Source organism: Mycolicibacterium arcueilense, from assembly GCF_058536225.1.
In genome coordinates, this window is record NZ_JBZTYL010000041.1 from 1 (window position 1) to 16,186 (window position 16,186).

At 67.7% G+C, this 16,186-nt stretch carries 24 protein-coding genes; 11 read left to right on the forward strand and 13 right to left on the reverse strand.

From position 1 onward, the window contains the following. Positions 1 to 282 precede the first annotated feature (282 nt). The 11 genes from AC4LGL_RS33355 (at position 283) to AC4LGL_RS33405 (ending at position 4,889) form a co-directional block, all read left to right on the forward strand. On the forward strand, positions 283 to 1,131 hold the full coding sequence (locus AC4LGL_RS33355) for a tyrosine-type recombinase/integrase (RefSeq protein ID WP_491842510.1): 849 nt from the start codon (positions 283 to 285) through the stop codon (positions 1,129 to 1,131). 100 nt (positions 1,132 to 1,231) lie between these two features. Continuing rightward, a complete protein-coding gene (locus AC4LGL_RS33360) occupies positions 1,232 to 1,927 on the forward strand; it encodes a DUF2510 domain-containing protein (protein ID WP_491842511.1) in 696 nt (231 codons plus the stop codon). A 586-nt stretch (positions 1,928 to 2,513) separates the two neighbouring features. Then, complete coding sequence (locus AC4LGL_RS33365; RefSeq protein WP_491842512.1) at positions 2,514 to 2,807, forward strand: hypothetical protein; 294 nt, start codon at positions 2,514 to 2,516, stop codon at positions 2,805 to 2,807. 73 nt (positions 2,808 to 2,880) lie between these two features. After that, complete coding sequence (locus AC4LGL_RS33370) at positions 2,881 to 3,300, forward strand: CDGP domain-containing protein (protein WP_491842513.1); 420 nt, start codon at positions 2,881 to 2,883, stop codon at positions 3,298 to 3,300. Continuing rightward, positions 3,297 to 3,425 carry a hypothetical protein gene (locus tag AC4LGL_RS33375; RefSeq protein WP_491842514.1) on the forward strand — a complete coding sequence of 43 codons (129 nt, stop codon included), beginning with the start codon at positions 3,297 to 3,299 and terminating at the stop codon, positions 3,423 to 3,425. The genes AC4LGL_RS33370 and AC4LGL_RS33375 overlap by 4 nt, the downstream gene beginning before the upstream one ends. Beyond that, positions 3,422 to 3,619 (forward strand): hypothetical protein, encoded by a 198-nt coding sequence (locus AC4LGL_RS33380; RefSeq protein WP_491842515.1) that lies wholly within the window; start codon positions 3,422 to 3,424, stop codon positions 3,617 to 3,619. Before AC4LGL_RS33375 ends, AC4LGL_RS33380 begins: the two co-directional genes overlap by 4 nt. After that, the gene (locus tag AC4LGL_RS33385; RefSeq protein WP_491842516.1) at positions 3,619 to 3,849 is read left to right on the forward strand and encodes a hypothetical protein; all 231 of its coding nucleotides are present in this window, start codon (positions 3,619 to 3,621) and stop codon (positions 3,847 to 3,849) included. The genes AC4LGL_RS33380 and AC4LGL_RS33385 overlap by 1 nt, the downstream gene beginning before the upstream one ends. Further along, a complete protein-coding gene (locus AC4LGL_RS33390; RefSeq protein ID WP_491842517.1) occupies positions 3,846 to 4,133 on the forward strand; it encodes a hypothetical protein in 288 nt (95 codons plus the stop codon). Before AC4LGL_RS33385 ends, AC4LGL_RS33390 begins: the two co-directional genes overlap by 4 nt. Continuing rightward, positions 4,130 to 4,327, forward strand: coding sequence for a hypothetical protein (locus AC4LGL_RS33395; protein WP_491842518.1), 198 nt, complete (start codon positions 4,130 to 4,132; stop codon positions 4,325 to 4,327). The genes AC4LGL_RS33390 and AC4LGL_RS33395 overlap by 4 nt, the downstream gene beginning before the upstream one ends. Before the next feature lie 5 nt (positions 4,328 to 4,332). Next, on the forward strand, positions 4,333 to 4,530 hold the full coding sequence (locus AC4LGL_RS33400) for a hypothetical protein (RefSeq protein ID WP_131821139.1): 198 nt from the start codon (positions 4,333 to 4,335) through the stop codon (positions 4,528 to 4,530). Next, positions 4,527 to 4,889 (forward strand): hypothetical protein, encoded by a 363-nt coding sequence (locus AC4LGL_RS33405; RefSeq protein WP_491842519.1) that lies wholly within the window; start codon positions 4,527 to 4,529, stop codon positions 4,887 to 4,889. Before AC4LGL_RS33400 ends, AC4LGL_RS33405 begins: the two co-directional genes overlap by 4 nt. Before the next feature lie 115 nt (positions 4,890 to 5,004). Here AC4LGL_RS33405 and AC4LGL_RS33410 read toward each other — a convergent pair whose 3' ends face one another. The 13 genes from AC4LGL_RS33410 to AC4LGL_RS33470 form a co-directional block, all read right to left on the reverse strand. Beyond that, positions 5,005 to 5,238 carry a hypothetical protein gene (locus tag AC4LGL_RS33410; RefSeq protein WP_491842520.1) on the reverse strand — a complete coding sequence of 78 codons (234 nt, stop codon included), beginning with the start codon at positions 5,236 to 5,238 and terminating at the stop codon, positions 5,005 to 5,007. Continuing rightward, positions 5,235 to 5,795 (reverse strand): hypothetical protein, encoded by a 561-nt coding sequence (locus AC4LGL_RS33415; protein ID WP_491842521.1) that lies wholly within the window; start codon positions 5,793 to 5,795, stop codon positions 5,235 to 5,237. Before AC4LGL_RS33415 ends, AC4LGL_RS33410 begins: the two co-directional genes overlap by 4 nt. After that, positions 5,788 to 6,327, reverse strand: a complete 540-nt coding sequence (locus AC4LGL_RS33420) for a hypothetical protein (RefSeq protein ID WP_491842522.1) — start codon at positions 6,325 to 6,327, stop codon at positions 5,788 to 5,790. The genes AC4LGL_RS33415 and AC4LGL_RS33420 overlap by 8 nt, the downstream gene beginning before the upstream one ends. After that, entirely contained in the window at positions 6,324 to 6,776 is a 453-nt protein-coding gene (locus AC4LGL_RS33425) for a hypothetical protein (protein ID WP_491842523.1), read from the reverse strand. Before AC4LGL_RS33425 ends, AC4LGL_RS33420 begins: the two co-directional genes overlap by 4 nt. Further along, positions 6,773 to 6,976 (reverse strand): hypothetical protein, encoded by a 204-nt coding sequence (locus AC4LGL_RS33430; RefSeq protein ID WP_491842524.1) that lies wholly within the window; start codon positions 6,974 to 6,976, stop codon positions 6,773 to 6,775. The genes AC4LGL_RS33425 and AC4LGL_RS33430 overlap by 4 nt, the downstream gene beginning before the upstream one ends. 27 nt (positions 6,977 to 7,003) lie before the next feature. Continuing rightward, positions 7,004 to 8,236 carry a hypothetical protein gene (locus tag AC4LGL_RS33435; RefSeq protein ID WP_491842525.1) on the reverse strand — a complete coding sequence of 411 codons (1,233 nt, stop codon included), beginning with the start codon at positions 8,234 to 8,236 and terminating at the stop codon, positions 7,004 to 7,006. Next, on the reverse strand, positions 8,236 to 9,039 hold the full coding sequence (locus AC4LGL_RS33440; protein ID WP_491842597.1) for an N-acetylmuramoyl-L-alanine amidase: 804 nt from the start codon (positions 9,037 to 9,039) through the stop codon (positions 8,236 to 8,238). The genes AC4LGL_RS33435 and AC4LGL_RS33440 overlap by 1 nt, the downstream gene beginning before the upstream one ends. A 656-nt stretch (positions 9,040 to 9,695) precedes the next feature. After that, positions 9,696 to 10,025, reverse strand: coding sequence for a hypothetical protein (locus AC4LGL_RS33445; protein WP_491842526.1), 330 nt, complete (start codon positions 10,023 to 10,025; stop codon positions 9,696 to 9,698). Further along, positions 10,025 to 10,369: a phage tail fiber protein gene (locus tag AC4LGL_RS33450; protein ID WP_491842527.1), complete on the reverse strand. Its 345-nt coding sequence runs from the start codon at positions 10,367 to 10,369 to the stop codon at positions 10,025 to 10,027. The genes AC4LGL_RS33445 and AC4LGL_RS33450 overlap by 1 nt, the downstream gene beginning before the upstream one ends. Positions 10,370 to 10,410: 41 nt before the next feature. After that, a complete protein-coding gene (locus AC4LGL_RS33455; protein ID WP_491842528.1) occupies positions 10,411 to 11,502 on the reverse strand; it encodes a glycine-rich domain-containing protein in 1,092 nt (363 codons plus the stop codon). Continuing rightward, the gene (locus AC4LGL_RS33460) at positions 11,502 to 14,468 is read right to left on the reverse strand and encodes a DUF7257 domain-containing protein (protein ID WP_491842529.1); all 2,967 of its coding nucleotides are present in this window, start codon (positions 14,466 to 14,468) and stop codon (positions 11,502 to 11,504) included. The genes AC4LGL_RS33455 and AC4LGL_RS33460 overlap by 1 nt, the downstream gene beginning before the upstream one ends. Before the next feature lie 13 nt (positions 14,469 to 14,481). After that, on the reverse strand, positions 14,482 to 15,621 hold the full coding sequence (locus AC4LGL_RS33465) for a hypothetical protein (protein WP_491842530.1): 1,140 nt from the start codon (positions 15,619 to 15,621) through the stop codon (positions 14,482 to 14,484). Next, positions 15,618 to 16,184: a phage gene 29 protein family protein gene (locus AC4LGL_RS33470; protein ID WP_491842531.1), complete on the reverse strand. Its 567-nt coding sequence runs from the start codon at positions 16,182 to 16,184 to the stop codon at positions 15,618 to 15,620. The genes AC4LGL_RS33465 and AC4LGL_RS33470 overlap by 4 nt, the downstream gene beginning before the upstream one ends. Between the last annotated feature and the right edge of the window lie 2 nt (positions 16,185 to 16,186).

Below are 16,186 nucleotides of genomic sequence, written 5' to 3' on the forward strand. Positions count from 1 at the left end.
TCCAGAAATCATGATCGATCATAAGAATCTGCTGAGTCGACCGGACGCGTCTGCGGCTGCCAGCCACCCTCGCGGAGTTCGCCAGCTGCACGGTGGTCACGATGACGCCTATCGGTCGGCAGGTTTCCTGGCTCGACGTCCAGCGAATCGAGTGCGCGATACGCGTCAGGTGTTGCTAGTTAAGAACTCTCTGGATTGGCAGCGGACGTCAATTCGCTCGATCTACGTTCTCCAAACCATTACTGGCACAACGTTTTTGACGAACACGAAAGGTGGGCAACCATGAACCAAAGGGCTGATCAGTGGGACGAACTGATCGCGGGATACGTCGGGTATCTCGTGGCCATCGGCCGTCCGAAAACCACACGGCGGCTGCGGCGGTGGCAGATCGAGTACCTGCAACGGTCGCTGAATCTGCCGGTCGACCGTGTCACAGTGGACGACCTGCTCGGATGGTTCGAGATCCACGAGGAGTGGAAACCCGAGACCCGGCGCAGCTACCGGGCCGGCGTGCGGGGGTTCTTCACGTGGGCGCACAAGAACGGTTTGATACCCGAGAACCCCGCGCTCGAACTGCCGCAGGTCAAGGTCCCGCGTGCGATCCCGCAGCCGGTGCCCGACGAGGTGTTCGCCGAATCGGTCGCCGCGGCGTGCGCGCGCACGGCGCTGATGCTGCGCCTGGCCGGCGAGGTCGGTTTGCGACGGGCCGAGGTCGCCAAGGTCCACACCCGCGACCTGCGATATAGCTCCGGTGGAGCACAGCTACTTGTGCACGGCAAAGGTTCACGCGAGCGGCTCGTCCCGATCAGCACCGACCTGGCCGCCAAGATCGCCGCCGGCCCGGCCGGGTACGGGGCCGTGGGCTATCCCGCCTCGGGCTGGCTGTTCCCGAGCCCGCACGGTGGCCACGTCACCGCGCAGTGGGTCGGCATCCTGTGCTCCGACGCGATCGACGGCGTGTGGACGATGCACAAGGCTCGGCACCGCTTCGCCAGCAAGGCATACCGAGGCACCCGCAACATTCGTGCGGTGCAAGAACTGCTGGGCCATTCCAACCTGGCGATCACCGAGCGCTACACCGCGGTCGACGACGACGAGATGCGGGCGGCGATGATGGCTGCCGCTGCCTGATTCAGCGCTGACCGACGACGGGGGCCGGGCGATCACACGATCGCCCGGCCCTCGTCGTTTCCACGCCACGGTGTGAGCTGTGCGGTTTACGCTGCCGCCCATGAGCGATGAGCAGCAGTTGCCGCCACCGGGCTGGTATGCCGACCCGGCGGGCGGGAGAAGTCAGAAGTATTGGGACGGCCAGGAGTGGAGCGACACCGGCCCGGCCAAGCAGCGCAAGCCGATGAGCCGCCTCGCCAAGGTCGGCATCGGCATCGCGGTGGCGTTCGTCGTCCTGGTGATCATCGGCAGCCTCGTCGACAAGCCGCCGGCCGACGAGCAGACGGCCGAGCCGACGTCGAGCTCGACGCCCGAGCCCACGACCGCCGCGCCGACCGCCGCGCCGACCGAGGAGCCCAGCAGCGAGCCGGCCCCGGCCGCGCCCACCACCCCACAGGCACCGACGCCGCCGAGCGGAGTCACCGCACGCGTGGGCTCGGGCCCCAACGGCGAGGTGGTGGTGACCGAGTTCGACATTCACGACGCGTTCACCAAGGGCATGATCGCCCGCCAGGCTCAGCGCGACACCGTCAAGATCCTCAAGTGGGCCGACGAGGCTTACCCGCAGGCCGTCGAGGTGACCGTGCAGGGCCGGTTCCCGATGAAAGACGCCTACGGCAACACCTCGAACATGACGATCCTCGACGTCACCTATTCGCGGGCGACGCTGGACAAGGTCAATTTCGACGGCATCGACAGCGACCGCATCTGGGAGATCCGCGACTACGGCACGGTGCACGCCGAGCTGCAGCAGTAACACCCGACCCCAACCCCGTTCAGGGCCCCGAGCGATGTCTCGGGGCCCTCTTTTTGTCTCACCGAACTGTTGCGGACACTACCAAAAACAGTTGCGTACGCTACCGCTACTTGGTAGCGTCCACTACACATTATTGGTAGCTCACACAACAGGCGGTGCCCGATGATCACGCCAGTCAAGTTCGAGATCCGCTGCGCGGCCTGGGAGTGCAACCCCGACCGCTACCCGTACGCGCGGGTCGTATCGAAACCTCTTGTCGTCGACGCCCGTTCGAGGCGCGAAGCTGCAGCCCGGGCCCACAAAGCGGGGTGGCGGCGCACACCCGGCCGAGTCATGGATTTCTGGTGCCCGACGCACTCCGCAGCCGGGTACCGGCCGGCATAGATCGGCATCAGCACCCCGACCTTGTCCCACGCCCTTTGTAGCGTCCGCAACATCACAGCGGATTCACCAACCACCACCCGAAAGAGGTGCACCGTGCCCGCTCTGACCTGGGAACCCGACGCCGCGCACGTGCGGCTCGCGCGCTGGCAGGTGCGCGTGCTCGAACGGTGGGCCGACGAGGACGACGCCGAGGAGACCGCACGTGCCTGAGACCGTCACCGACCGCCTCGTTGCGCTCGCGCAACAGAACGGCTGGAAAGTCGACGACCGCCGGCACATCGGCCTCGTGTGGTTCCACCGCGGCCCCGTCGAGTGGGCACACCTCGGCACCGACGCCGAGGGCGACCGCGTCCTGTCGGCCTCGGGCGGGATCAAGGGCCGACCCACCCGCTACTGGGTTTCCGGCCGCACCAACGCGATTGGCGCGAACCACACCGACCGGGCCGCCGTGCTCGCCGAGCGCCTGGCCGCCGAGCCCTACCGATTCACCGACTGACTTCGCCGTCGAACGCCAGCCGACGGCACCACACCAATCGACCCCCTTGCTGGCAACGAGAGAGAGCATCCTGATGATCACCACACCCACCCGGCCGGGAGCATCGAAACGCGCCGTGCGCCGGTTCCTCGCCGCGATGGCATCCGCCGCAGTGCTGGTCGGCTGCGGCACCCTCTGGCTCGCCGTTGAGGCCAAGGCCGCGCCGGGCGTCGGCTGCGAAACGATCCGCTGGGGATTCCTCGGCGCGCAACGCCGCACCGTCTGCGACACCCCACGCCGCCCCGACGGGTCATGGACACGCGCCCGCGAGGTCTGGGTGCCGGCGGGCTGGGTCCGGGGCTACTGCTCGTTCGGCAGCTACTACAGCAGCTGCTCAGATGGCTACTACCAGCCCCGCGGCACTGTGGCCTACGAGGAGTACCCCGTCACCGACGGCACGGTGCTGGGTGATGAGCCCGGTTGGTTGCCAACAGGATCGGTGGTCATCCGATGAGCGCGTTTGAGCCGACACGGCCCGAGGGTGCGGAATTCCACCAGTGCGAGACGTGCTCGGGATCGGGATACGTCAACGACGAGGAATGCACCGACTGCAGCGGCACCGGGGAGTGGTTCGAGTGAGCCTCTACGACTACCGCGCGGCTCAGGAGATCGTGAAGGCTGACCCGCCGTTCTACGCGCTGATCATGGCCGCGATGCGCAAGGCCGACACCGTCAACCTGGCCAAGCTGCGGGCATCGTTCCCCGAGACCTACCGCGAGGTCGAGGCCCGATACCACGCACCAGGCGCGATCCTGCCCGAGGACGGTGCGTGATGGCGGCCGGGGAACGTCCCAGCGACGTGCGAATCGTCGACAAGATCACCGGCGAGGTGACGCCGTGCGAGCTGACCTACGAGGGCATCGACGAGAACGGTGTGGGCGTGTGGCTGGTGTCCGAGCACAACAAGTTCGACCCGCTGCGGCAGCTGGTGCGCGTCGGCCGACTGCCCGGCAAGACGGCCATCATGTTCCCGACCCAGCCGGGCGCGGGGGGTAAGGGATGACGCACCTGCTGACTTGCCCGGCCTGCGGCCCGTTCGGCATTCGCGCGCGTCGACGCAACCGCCGAGCCGCCGACGCCGGGCTCGTCCGGTTCTGGGCGCAGCTGGCCGACGAGGTCCGCGCCGAACGCGCGGAAGCTCGACGCGAGCGGCTACGCACCGTGTTCGCGCCGGCCGATCCGCTGCGTGAGCTGATCGCGCGGGCCGGCGTGGTGGCGCTGCATTCCCACACCGCCGACGAGCCGTGTGACGACACGTGCAGCGTCTACGAGCGGCCGAGCGCATGACGCCGCGGCTGCTCTGGGTGATCGCCGCGGTAGCGCTGGGCGTGGCGACCGGGGCACTGATCGCAGGCACCGCAACGATGTTCGGCACCGCGCTGGCTACCGCGATGGGTTTCGGTATCGCCGCCGATCTGCTGCGCGAGGACTCCACCACCTGGGCGGCACAATCCGACCCAGACCACCCGGAGAAAGGATGAGGCTGTTGCCTGATTTCAATCGACGTCAGCGCTCGGCGACGTGCCGGACCTGCGAGGGCAAGCTGCGGTTCTACCCAAAGCCCCTCGACGAGGCTGCGATGATCGCCGAGGACGAGACTGAGGGGGCCTGGGCGCACCTGAACGTCAACGACTGGATAAACAACCCGCACCCACCCGACCCGCAGGAGAACCCCGCACCGTGAGAATCACGACCCAACGCACCGAGCTCCTCACCGAGGTATACGAACTACCCGACGAGCTGCGGACCGGCACCGACGCTGAGCTCCTGGCCGAGGCTGAGCGTCGCGTGCCGGTCGAGGGCCGGCGGGAGCTGCAAGACGATTGGGTCGTCGTCGATCGGGGCCAGGACGATATCGAGGCCGCAGCCGAGGCCTACCGCAGCATCGCCGCCGAGGCCAAGCGCGCCGAGGAACGGGTCAAAGCACTGGTGCTCGCCGTGCCCGACGACCGGAGCGACCCCAACTACCGCAGCGAGCACAAGCTCGCGGTCATGCTCGGCATCGACCGCACCACTATCCGCCGTTGGCGTGGCAAGGTCTGACGGCATGAGCAGCGAGCGAATCGACCTCGGCGAGCTGTTTTCAATCACCACGAACGAGAAGATCCCGCCGGGCGACGTGTGGATCGGACCAGCCGGCGACGGCCCGTCATCCCGCCTACTCGACGCATTCGCGCGAGGCGAAGTCACCGAGGGCGGCCTTGCCGAGGCCGGCTGGCGGGTCCTGGGCAAGGTTGTCGACGACGGCCCCACCTTCGAGCCCCGGCCAGCTCTGGGCCAGCCAGACGCATCCGAGGATGACCGCCAGCACGGCCGCTGAGGCGAGCACAGTGGTACCGATCACGAGGGCGGCGAGCTGGCCGGCGCTCCACACCTCGCATACCTCGGTCACGGGGCCGGCACAAACCTTCCCACGGTCGTGAGATCCACCTCCGGTGGCACCCACTCGTCGTCCTCCGGGTCGTACCCGGTGACGGTTGGGCTGAGGAAATAGAACCCGGCGAACCGGTACGAGGTGCCGAGGATCGTCATGGGCCCGAACTCGACGCGCCACGCGAGGCGGCTGTCGCCGAGTTCGAGGGTGTCGCCGTCGTCGTTGGCGATGAGTGGGACGCCCTCAGCGGCTTGCTGCTCGTCGATCTCGCCCTGTGTGGGGGGATCGGTTTCACCGGCCGGTGCGTTGAGCCTGGGCAGCCGCAGAACGCCAGTTTCGATGCGCGCCTTGGTCGGCAGCAGCAGCACGGTGACCGGCGGTGTGAGCCCGGCCAGCCGGCGCTCGACCTCGCCGGTGACGATGCGGTTGTCGGTGCCCACCAGGTGTGGCGTCAGGGTGACCTCGGCCCACGGCCGATATTGGTCGGGGCGGATACCGACGTCGAGGGTGTCGGGCACGATGCCGCGGTAGTTGCCCTTGCACAAGAACCACGGCAGCTCGGATAGATCAGCCATCGCCTGTGGGTCCTCCACTTCCGTCGTCGACGAGGTTGCCGGCGTCGTCGAACGGCCGCCACCCCGATTTCCATTTCTGCTCGAACGCCTCGATCGGCATCCGGTGCGCCGGCCGACGACCGCGACGGACCTCGTCGAGATCGTCGTGAAAATGCCAGAGCTCGTCATAGATGACATAGGCGCGGAGCATGGCCTCGGCGTCCTCGACGACGTCGAGCTTGTCAGCGAGCCGCCGCAGGCCCGCCTCCATGCGGCGCACATCGGGCGGTGTCATCTCGCGCATCGCCGCGGCGGCCAGCTTGCGGGCCTCCTCCATCGCGGCGTCTCGACGTTGTTTTTCGAGGCGCTCGGCCTTCTCTTTCCACCGCCGCGATAGGCCGGTCCACCGGATGAACCGGCCGATGATAGTGAACCGCTCGGCCAGCTGGGGCAGGCTCAGCCAGATAATGATGCCCAACAGGACGATGACCGGCAGGTTATCGACCAGGTCCACGAGGAGCTGGTCGACGGGGACCGCGGCAGCGGCACTCATATGGGTTGTCCGATGCGACGAATGAACTGAAAGTTGGCGTAGGCGAACCCGCCCCACATCAGCGCGGTGCGCCAGCCGTACCAGCCGCCACCCTCAAGGCCGCGGCCGATGATGTCGAACAGCGACGACGAGGCCAGCACCACGAACGCCGCGAAGATCACGGTGTGCGCGGTGTTGGACACCCAGCCCCATTTCCACCGTTTCGACGTCGCCAGCAGTGGGTGCTCGTCGCCGAGGATGAGCCACTCGACGAGGAACCCGGCCAGGCCCGCGCCGATGATCGTCGCGCCCCACACCCACAGCGGCAGGAACCCGCGCTCGACGAACGTCAGCGCGGTCGACGAGCCGGGCGGGGTGAACAGGTAATCGAGCCCGAACCCCATCGCGATGATGAACGCCGCGAGCTGAATTCGGCGCGCGAAATGCGGTGCGACGAGCCGCCACGTCACGAGCTGCCAGCCCTGTCCTTGTCTGCATTCGCGACCCGGTAGACCAGCCACGTGCCGCCGATCGTGGTGATGGCGAACGCGATCCAGTCCTTGCCGGTCTCCGGTAGCGGTTCCTTGTTGGTCACCCAGCGGGTGGCAACGTTGGTCGCCAGCAGCGACAGGAACGCGAGAATCGATTTCCAATAGTGTTGCCAGTTCACGATGCAGCCCCTTCTCTGTCGGTGTTCTCAAGTGAGGACCGGAACCTTGGTGGCCCAGTCGCGGACGTGTTGGCAGGCCAGCCCGAGGTAGGTCATGCCGGGCCAGACCTCGGCGAATTCGTAGGTGATGTGCGGCTTGGTCGGCGGCTGGTCGAGCGCGAACGTGAGACCGATCCGCGCTGCAGCTGCCGCGGCCGCGGTGCCGGTGAGGTTGTCGGGATTGCCGACACCGATCAGGCCGCCGAGCGCGCCGATGAGCAGCGGCAGGCCCCACATGGTGAGGCCGGGGATGCCGTTGGACAGCGCGCCGAGCGCATCCGGTACGGCAATGCCTGCGTCGGCGGCGATCTCGGGCACCACGGTCACGAAATTGCGTGCCGTGGTGGCCAGGTCGCCGAACTCGGTGTGCGTGACGAGGTCGAACGCGCCCTGCATGATCTCGCCTGTCTTGCCGCGGGGAATGCGGCCGTACATGTCGGGGCGGTTCGGGTCGGACACGTTGGTCAGCCAGCAGTGCCGCCAGTCGGTGACGTCGCCGTACTGCCACGAGGAGATGCCTTGGCCGTCACGGTTGGCCAGCGGTGCGTTGTAGAACGCGCCACCCTCGGGCCGGGTCGGGTCGCCGAGGGAGAACGAGCACAGGTAGTTGTCGGGGTAGCGCTCGAGTACCCATTGCCGGCACAGTGCAGCGACCACGCCGCCGGCCGAGTAGCCGCCGATGATGGCCTTGAGCTGAGGGTCGATCGCGAGTCGGCGCGCGAACTCGACCTTGAACGCGGCGAACGCTTCTCGCACCGCGCGCCACATGCTCGGGTCGGTGCGCACGTTGCCCGCGGTGCCCACCGGTATGCCGCCCATCGTCGCGGCCCACGGCGTGTTGATCTCCTCGACGAGGTCGGCGTTGGCCTGGCAGACCCGGCTGACGTAGTCGAGGCCGATGACACCACCGGTGCCGCGGAACACGAACGCCGGGTGCCGTTTCCGGGCCGGGACCGGCGGGGCGGGGTCGAGCATCCCGAGCTGTTTCTTGGTGGCCCAATCGAGCACGCCGACGGTGTTGACGTCGGGGCCCTTGCGGGTACCGGCCAGCACCTCGGAGTGCACGATCGTCTGAAACTTGACCAGCGCAACACCGAACTCCTCGGTGTACTCGTCCGAGGAGCCCAGGCCCTTGCCGTAGCTGTATCGCGCGAGCTTGGACTTGGCGACCGCGATCGCAGGATCTCGGTCGCCGACCTTGCTCGGCGGTGCCCAGCCCATTACCGGGCCTCTACTGCGGCGATCAGCTTGTCGAGCTTGCCGCCGACCGTGGCGAGGTAGTCGACGACCGTGAGGTCATCGAGCTGCCGCCAGCCGACCAGTTCGGGCCCGCGCTGCTGCTTGAGGATCTCCTCCCACAGCGCGCGGTCGCTCCACCCGGTGAGCGGCTGCGGCAGGATCGGCGGGTCGACCGGTGGGACCACGACGGGCGGGGCGACCGGGTCGAACACGCCACGCATGTCCTTGTCGATCTCGCCCTGAAACCACTTGGTGTCGAGGTTGCCGGGGTCCCACTTGCCTTGGGCGGCACCGGCGTAGTCCTTGTGCCCGATGTTGTGGTCGGCACCGACGCCGAGCTTGAGCGAGAGCGCCGCGGCGGTGTCGCGCATCGAGATGATCTGGGCGTCGGGCCACCGCTCTGCGGGGTCGTAGCCCTTGGGCAGGTCGGGCCGTGGTGTGGGCCAGGCGCATTCGACGCCGATCATGTGCCAGTTCGCGTTGTTGGTGGGCAGCCACGGGTAGGAGCCGGCCCCGGCGTGCCAGCACACACCGACGGCGACGATCGTCACGATGCCGTTGGGGGCGATGTGGATATTGGCCAGGGGGCCGGCCAGGTCGGGGCGGCCCTTGGCGATGCTCTCGGCGGCCTCGTTCGAGTTGCCGGTGTGGTGCCACATGACACCGCGAATGTCCTTGAAATCGCCGTGCCCTCGGTTCTGCCAGCCGGGCAGGGTGCGCAGCCGGTCGCCGAGCGCCGGGCGCAATACGTCCTCAAGCCAGACGGGGTCGCCTGTCCATCCCACTGTGGGTACCTCCGGTGTCGTTGGTGGTTGATCAGCCAGGGCGCGGCGCAGCACTGTCCATGCCTCGTCCCACTTCTGGGCGTACCGATCCGGGAACGCGGACTTTTGGACGCGCTGGGCGAGCTGGCCTGCCAGCGCCGGGTTTCCGGCCGCGCGTGTGTAGTCGTCGGGCAGCGCGGCCAGGAACATGTCAGCCGCGGTGGCCAGGGTCATGCGCTTGCGGCCGCCCTCGCGGTCGCCCCACAGGCCGCCCCATCCCCACGGCGGCGTCACGCCGGGGCCGGATATCTGTTGCTGCAGGTAGCCACTCGAATATCCGTCGTCGCTTTCCGAATCATGGTCGAACGGAACGCTTGTGGGGTCCTTGCGGTTGATCGGACACCACCACTGGCGGTTGCCGTCCTGGTCGTCGGCCCCGACCTCGGTGGAGATGCCCATCAGGCAGATCACGGTGGCCAGCTCGTCGAGTCCGCGCGCCAGCGAAATCGCGTGGACCTCGCGGGCGACCTGCTCGCGGGTGCGCAACGGCTTATCGGCGAACCAAGTGAAGCTCATAGGCGCTGTCCTCGCGTGATCGAACATATGGGCGGTTCGCGGCTCACGTTAGGACTGCGCACGCTGAGTTGCACGACGCGCCAGCGCAACTAGTGCTGAGGTCAGACCGGCTCAGCGTTGGTGATCGGGTCGATATCGACGAACGTCGCCTCGCGGTACAGCAACGGCTCGGGCAGTGGCGCATAGCCGCACGGCTCACCGGCCGGGGCGTACGCGTAGACGATGCGGTGAAACGGGATGCCGCCGGGCACGAAAACACGGCCGGCCCCGATGATCTGGCCGTCGACTTGCCGCCAGAAGATCTGCCCGCGGCGGTATTCGAGGCTGGCCAGCGGCTCGACCGGCATACCGAGCACCTCCTCGCACAGGCCGACCCACGCGGGCCACACCGTGAACCCGAGAGTGACGTCGGTGCCGAGCGGTGCGGTCATCAGTTCACGATGAGTTTCGGCGTGATGACGACCTGGCCAGCCGCGTTGAGCACGATGCTCGGCGTCAGTGTCCCCCAGGCGATCTGATTCGCGCCGGTCGCCCCCGAGCATTGCGTGCCGTGCGTGTAGGTTCCGGCCGGCGCGTTCAGCACGACCGCGGTGCCGTCGACCGTGCCGTCAGTGTTCGAGGAGAACGTCGAGGCGACACGGTTACCCGAGGTGTAGGCCGCCTCGTTCGCCGGGGTGGTGGTATCACCAGGCGCGCCGGTGCACACCCCGAAATACGCGCCGTAGCCTTTCCACACGTCGGCGAGTGCCTGCTTGCGGGCGGTGATGAGTCCCATCGTCGTAGTGTCCCTTCATCGTTGCTGTTTTGCTGCGCTGCTCACTGGTAGGCCCGAATCCACACCTGGCCGCGACCGCCGGCCGCGGCCCCGGAACCGAAGAACCCACCGCCGAATCCGCCAGAGCCGGGAACTTGGACGGTGGAGCTGGTGCCCGCTGCGCCACCGGGGTACAACTTGCCGTTGAACACGAAATCCCCAGGGCTCTCGCCGGGTTGAGCACCGAAAGCGGTTCCGCTGTTGCCGCCGGGGCCTGAGATGCCGGCCGCCGAGCTGGCCCCACCGGAACTCGCGTTCGATGCCGTTGTGACCGAGCCACCCCCACCGATCACGCACGCGATGAGCAGCTGGGTCCAAGCAATGTCGACGCCGCGGACGAGCGTAATGCCATTCCACGAGCCCTTTTTGCCGCCCGCGCCGTTGCCGAACGCCCCTTGCAGTGCTCCACCACCACCACCGAGCACGATGACGTCGAGATAGCGGCACCACCACGGGATCGTGTAGTTACCCGACGCAATGATCGGCGTCGTGACCTCGGCGACCGTGGGGAACCCGGCCGCCAGGCTCAGCGTCGCCGACGTCGACAGGTTGAGTGCGCCGGCCATCCGGGCGAACGCGGCCAGCGTGAGAGAGCCTGCGGCGCTGAGACTGAGATTGCGCAGCTGCCGCTGATAGGCCGGCAGGCTCAGCGTGGCCGCAGCGTTGAGGCCGAGCGTGGCGGCCATGCGCGCCACTGCGGGCAGGCTCAGCGTGCCCGAGGCGGCCAACTGCAGCGCGGCCTGGTAGCGCGCCGCGGCCTGCAGGCTCAGTGCCGCAGCGGCCGCGAGGTTGAGCCCGCGCGGCTCGATCTGGCTGGCCGACAGCTGCATGTCGGTGCTGCCGAGCAGGAACAGCTCACGCGGCTCGATCTGGCTGGCCCCCAGGTGCAGCGCGCCGGCCGCGGCGAGGTCGAGCTCGGTGGCCCGGCGCGCGAACGCCTGCAGGTCGAGCGTGCCGGCCGCGTTGATGCGTAGCGACCGGTTCGGCTGCTCGAACCACCCCGGCGAGTAATCGGGCTCGGCGGCCGGGATCTCGCTGAACCATCCCGGTATCCGTTTCGGCGGGTCGGGCGGGAGCTCGGACTGCCAGGGCATCAGGCCGCCAGGTCTGCGGCTTTGAACGCGTCGATGTGGGCGGGCTCGAAATGCGCGTAGCCGTTGGTGCAGCGCGAGCCGGACCCGAACGCGGTGCGACGCCACGCTTTACCGATGGGCACCACGTTGCCGCTGTCGGTCCACGTCGCGCCGGGGATCGGCTCGTCGTTGCGGTACGCCTGGTACACGTTGCCGACTGCCCGGATGCTGAACCGGTCACCCACGGCGTAGGCAATCCCGGAGACGGTGGCGCGCACCGTGCCGATCGACGTCAGGTTCGTGATGGTGGCGATACGCACCCGCACCGCGCCGCCGGTGGCGTCGACGTGCAGGCACACCCCCGAGGTGCCCGCCGAGTTGCACCGCACGTAGGCGCGGTCGGTGGCGTAGCCGTAGGCATCGTCGTCCCAGCCGGTTCCGAGGGTGATCTCGGCCATGTGGTCGTTGGTGTGCACCGGGGTGAGGCACAGCGCCGAACGCACATAGGACACATCGCCGAACAGCACCGTCGGCCCGCCACCGTAAATGTTGCCGTCCTTGACGGTGAAATTGCTGCTGGCGTTGCCGTACTGCTGGAAACTCGGCGAGGACCAGGCCGACGTGTTCGACACGTTGAACGTCATCGTCAGCGTGACCGGGCTGTTGTCCTCGGGGATCGACTCGACGGCCTGGCCGAGGCTGACCCAGATACGGTGCGTCGCTGTGTGGTTCATCGAACTGTTGTCGACGGTGGCCGGCAGGCTGCTCTGCCCGGAGACCAGCTCGGTGGCAGCCACCGGGTAGATCACCGAGGCGGTCACGATGGGCTGACGGCGCACACCGGCGACCGCGAACGAGCCGCCGACCGGCAGGATTCCGACGGCAAACATTGCTCCCGCGTCGGCCAGCATGTCGGCGGGCAGGTTCAGCGCCGTCTCGTAGAGGTCCGCGCCGGTGTTGATGTTGCCCTTTTGGTCGCCGTAGTCGTAGACCAGCGTCATGGTCCCGGTCGCCGGGTCGATCGCGTAGAGCCCGATATACAGAGCGGTGCTCGGTGGAGTTCCGCCACCAGCGAGGAACCGGGACACGTTGACGAGCCGGTCCTGCGTCATGGTGATTGCGGTCAGCGCCAGCGTGCCGTCCGGGATCGTGAATGTCGGCTTGACGTAGGACAGCGCGTGGCTGTGACTCGGAGTGCTGTGGGTGTGCGCCTTGACCGCGTCGCGTTCCTCGGCATTCCAGTTCGCATCGAGCACGGTGAGGCCCGAGCCGATACCCGTCGTGCCGCTCCCACCGGAGCCGATAGAGGGCACCGGCTGCAGCAGCGCCCGCGGGAACGAGACCTCCTCGAATCGGTTGGGCGACACCCAAAACGGAACGTTGCGCGGCGCGTTGGCCTGGTTGGCGAGCGTGATGGTCGACTCCTGGGCGACCAGGATCTCTTGGCCGACTGAGATCATCACCTCCTCGACGTCGGTGCTGGTCTGCCCGGTCACGGTGGTGCGCCGGTAGCCGCCGACCACCTTGTTCCACGTGTCGCGCACGTCATCCCACACGTCGGCGATGGCGTCGCCCGCGTCGGCGAGGTCGTCCTCAAGCCCATTGATGAGGTGCTGCGGAATGTTCAGTAGCGCGGCGATCACGTCGCCCGTGCTGTGCCCGGTGCCGCTGCCGCCGGTGATCGCGTTCACGATCGCGTCTCGAATGTCCTGGCCGGCCGAGGCGAGCGCCGCGGCGAGGCCGGCGACGTTGGCCTGCGGAATGTTCTGCAGCGCGGCCTTGAGGTCGTCGACCGTCTTATCGACGGCTGCGGGCAGACCGGTGAGGGCCTCCCAGCCCTTGTTGAGCGTCGCCTGAATCTTGGCGGCGTGCGCGGCCAGGTCCGCGAGGAGCCCCTCGACGTATTCCTTGGGCAGCAGGCCGGCGCGCTTGCGTGAGCCGTCGTCGAAATGCACCGTGCCGCTGAGGCAGTCCTCGGTGACCTGCACCTTGTTGACGACCCGGTCGACACCGGCGGGCACCGTGTAGGACCCGACGATCTTGACCCAGCCGCCGACGTTGCCCGCGACTGCTGACGAATTGCCGGCCGGGGACGCGATGGAGGGAGCAGGGATCAGGGTGTCGGCCACCCACACCGGTGGGCCGCCGTCGATCACGGGCGCGTCGAACGCCGCCACCGACAACCGAATCGGTGTGGTGCCCGGATTCGCCGTGACACCCACGTAGTAAGTCCAGATCTCGACGTTGACCGTTCGGCTTGCCACCACCCGCAACGGATTCGAGATCGCCGTGTGCGTGGTGCCGTCGGCAATGATCTTCATTGAGCCCGGCCGGGTGCGGCCGAATGTGCCGTCCCACTCGACCTCCTCGTTGTCCCGGATCGAGGCGTCGGTGTCGAAACCGGGGTTGTCGAGCGTCTCGGGGTTGAGGTTGTCGATCGCGGCCGCCGAGATCTGGCCGAGCCGACCGGGATTGATCTGCCCGAATAGCCCCTGTTGGAACAGCTCGCCGAGCTCGTTGAGCGCACCGTTCGCGCCGGTGATCACCTGGTAGAGCTGCGGCCAGTTCGCCAGCAGGCCCGTCGGATTGAGGATGCTGTTGATGAACTGCGTTGCCGCAGCGGCCGGGTCGAACGACGACGGGTCGACGCCCGGCAGGAACGGTAGGAACTGGCCGAGCACGCTGAGGACGTCGCCGAGGCCGACCGAGCCGAGGCTGTCCAGCGGTGAGGTGAGCAGCTGGTTGAGCAGGTTCACGATTGACGACAGGTCGATACCGGTGAGGTCGTAGATCTCTTGCACGGCCCCGTCGAGCACGCCCTCGATCACGCCGCGGATCTTGTCGCCGGCATCCTGCGCGGTCTCGGCCAGGCTTGACTGCCAATCCAAGTTGGATCGGTTGGGGCTGTTCAGCGATGTCTCACCGGCCCCGCGAGCCAGATTCGCGTCACCGAGTGCGTATTGCCCTCGGCGTGTCACCACGGTCACGCCAAGGCCCCTCTCAGCTCACCGGGAATAGCTTCACGTCGAGGTGCGACCCCGAGACGTTGTATGCGATCGAGCCCGACCCGCCGATCTTGACCAGCAGCGTGTAATAGACCATCGCCTGGCCGGCCGGGACGCGACCGGTCGCGCTGTCGGGAGCGACCGCGCGGCTCGGATCGCTGGTGTCCGACCAGTGTTCGCGGACGTGCGCGATCGTCTCGGCGTCGAGCGTCGACGGATCGTAGAGCGCACGCGCGACCAGCTGGCCGGTCTCGGGGGCGTTCGGCGAACCCTGCGGCAGAGCACGCACCTGCACCTCGACCTGAGCCGTGTTGAACAAACCGCTTCGCTTCCAACGGGCATGGCCGTTGAATGACGGGTAATAGGCGAGCTCCTGGCCGGGGACGATCAATGTGTTGATCAGGTTGTAGGTCTGCCCGAACGTCTGCGACGGCCCGAATGCGCTCTCGGGCACCGAGAACAGTTTGGCCGCCCACGGCGAGCTGTCCGAGGGCCGGAACCCCGGATGCCCGACACCGCCGGCCATTGCCGAGTAGGCGATGGTCTGGCCCTCTTGGAATGGGCCGTAGACGTCGGGTGCGCCGAGCATCGAGGTCGACGGGCCCGGCGGTCCCTCGATCAGTGGCACGTCGACGGTGAAAACAGGCTCGAGCGTTGTTCCGCCCTCGGCCACGTTCAGCGTGAGCGGGTAGGTGATGCCGCCCGCGGGCGGCTCGACACCGCGGAACACGAACGACATATCCGGGGTGGGCCCCGGCGGGCCGGGGATCGCGCCGAGGATCACCCGGTAGCCGGTACCGGTCCAAATGTGCCAGTACCCATCGATATACCAGGCGCGGCCGGCGTCGCCGGGCCCGAGCGCGCCGGGCCCCGAGCTCGGCGGCAGATCACCGACCGTGGTGACCGTCGAGTTCCACTCGGGCCGCCAGAACGGTGCCGCGTCGCCCTTGTCGCCCTTGTCGCCCTTGATCGCGTCGAGCACGATGTTGTCCTCGCCGGGCATCAGGGTGAACGTGCCGACGATCGTTTGCGGGTCACCGGGATTGCGCGGCGCGATGTAGAACAGGACACGGATGAACCGCTCGCCGACGAACAGCGGTTCGGTCGGAATGACGCTCAGCGTTGGGGCCGTCACGGTTGGCTCCTATCTCGGTCGAGTTTCTCGGACCACGGTTCTGGGTCGACTGCCGCTGTCTTTTGCTCCTCGGCCCACTCGGTGCCGGCCGCGAACATCTCGGTCATAGCTTCGCGCACCTCGTCACTGACTCCGCGCATAGCGTTTTCCTGCATCGCCTTGATACGAGCCTTGGCCTCGGCCTTGGCGTCTCGCGTGCGATCACCGGGCTTGTCGTGCTTGGTGAGCACCCACTTGATCGAGTCGGTGTGCAGACCGTCGGGGTTGCGCACGGGCCGGATGAACGCACCGCGCCCGGTTGCTGGGTCGAACGGCGGATAGTTCGAGTCGGCGTCGGCCCCGGCGAGGGCCTGGTGTAACGCCAACTGCTGCAACAGGTCCTCGGGCACCGACATACCCCAGCCCTGCGGGCCGACCGCGTCGCGCAACGTTTCCTTGAGCCGGTCCCAGCGCGCGAACAGCTCGTCGAGCTCGGCCTGGGTGAACTCACGTTCGTACGGAAACCCTGGGAACACCAGCTTTCCGCGGGTTTTCTTGCGGCGCAGCCGCGCGGCCTTACTCAAAG

Excerpts from the sequence above, each read along its gene's own strand:
- AC4LGL_RS33355 (WP_491842510.1), top strand. The coding sequence starts at position 283 with ATGAACCAAAGGGCTGATCAGTGGGACGAACTGATCGCGGGATACGTC.
- AC4LGL_RS33360 (WP_491842511.1), top strand. The coding sequence starts at position 1,232 with ATGAGCGATGAGCAGCAGTTGCCGCCACCGGGCTGGTATGCCGACCCG.
- AC4LGL_RS33370 (WP_491842513.1), top strand. The coding sequence starts at position 2,881 with ATGATCACCACACCCACCCGGCCGGGAGCATCGAAACGCGCCGTGCGC.
- AC4LGL_RS33375 (WP_491842514.1), top strand. The coding sequence starts at position 3,297 with ATGAGCGCGTTTGAGCCGACACGGCCCGAGGGTGCGGAATTCCACCAG.
- AC4LGL_RS33385 (WP_491842516.1), top strand. The coding sequence starts at position 3,619 with ATGGCGGCCGGGGAACGTCCCAGCGACGTGCGAATCGTCGACAAGATC.
- AC4LGL_RS33390 (WP_491842517.1), top strand. The coding sequence starts at position 3,846 with ATGACGCACCTGCTGACTTGCCCGGCCTGCGGCCCGTTCGGCATTCGC.
- AC4LGL_RS33395 (WP_491842518.1), top strand. The coding sequence starts at position 4,130 with ATGACGCCGCGGCTGCTCTGGGTGATCGCCGCGGTAGCGCTGGGCGTG.
- AC4LGL_RS33415 (WP_491842521.1), bottom strand. The coding sequence starts at position 5,795 with ATGGCTGATCTATCCGAGCTGCCGTGGTTCTTGTGCAAGGGCAACTAC.
- AC4LGL_RS33420 (WP_491842522.1), bottom strand. The coding sequence starts at position 6,327 with ATGAGTGCCGCTGCCGCGGTCCCCGTCGACCAGCTCCTCGTGGACCTG.
- AC4LGL_RS33435 (WP_491842525.1), bottom strand. The coding sequence starts at position 8,236 with ATGGGCTGGGCACCGCCGAGCAAGGTCGGCGACCGAGATCCTGCGATC.
- AC4LGL_RS33445 (WP_491842526.1), bottom strand. The coding sequence starts at position 10,025 with ATGACCGCACCGCTCGGCACCGACGTCACTCTCGGGTTCACGGTGTGG.
- AC4LGL_RS33450 (WP_491842527.1), bottom strand. The coding sequence starts at position 10,369 with ATGGGACTCATCACCGCCCGCAAGCAGGCACTCGCCGACGTGTGGAAA.
- AC4LGL_RS33455 (WP_491842528.1), bottom strand. The coding sequence starts at position 11,502 with ATGCCCTGGCAGTCCGAGCTCCCGCCCGACCCGCCGAAACGGATACCG.